This is a genomic window from Bartonella sp. AA126HLJHH, assembly GCF_042197425.1.
Taxonomy (GTDB): Bacteria; Pseudomonadota; Alphaproteobacteria; order Rhizobiales; family Rhizobiaceae; genus Bartonella.
Window position 1 is genome coordinate 1 of record NZ_JBHIRU010000149.1, and the last position, 525, is coordinate 525.

The 525-nt window shown below is 34.5% G+C and carries 1 protein-coding gene and 1 pseudogene; both read left to right on the plus strand.

Features of this window, described 5'->3' with window-relative positions; genetic code table 11:
- Window positions 1-113 (plus strand): annotated as a pseudogene (locus ACFIQC_RS10245) (single-stranded DNA-binding protein); the annotation flags it as partial.
- Window positions 114-128: 15 nt separating this feature from the next.
- The gene (locus tag ACFIQC_RS10250; RefSeq protein WP_375607479.1) at window positions 129-464 is read left to right on the plus strand and encodes a hypothetical protein; all 336 of its coding nucleotides are present in this window, start codon (window positions 129-131) and stop codon (window positions 462-464) included.
- The last annotated feature ends 61 nt before the right edge of the window (window positions 465-525 follow it).

Here is a 525-nt window from a genome sequence, read left to right on the forward strand (position 1 = left end):
TTTTAGATGGCAAAAATGATGATAATCAAGATCAGTCATCTGCTTATGACAGAAGCATTTACAGACCTCTTGATACATCTCATACCGTTATGAATGATAGCGTTCCTTTTTAAACAGAAGGTGCTTTAATGGATAGTAAAAAGAAGTCTAGGGTTAGTACAGAAGAATCTGAACCCGTTTATATGCTTACAGAGAATGATATAGAGCTGTTAAGAGATTGTATGTCATCTACATCAATGAGTTATTACAGTATAGTGATGGGTGCTTTATTGAGTACACTTTTCATTCTGCTCTTAAAACTTTCTTGGGATCAAAGTCACTTAAAACTTAAGTTAGGTGTTGCTGCTGTAATATGCATTTTAGTGGTTTTATTGTTCTTTTTAAATCGAATTTCATGGTCAAGATCAGAGAGAATTTGGCAAGATATTAAACAGACATCTGAGGACATAAGTGAAAAAAAATAAAAAAAGGGGACGCCCTAAAATAGCAGGGCAGGTAAGAGAACCAAACGGACGTATATCACGT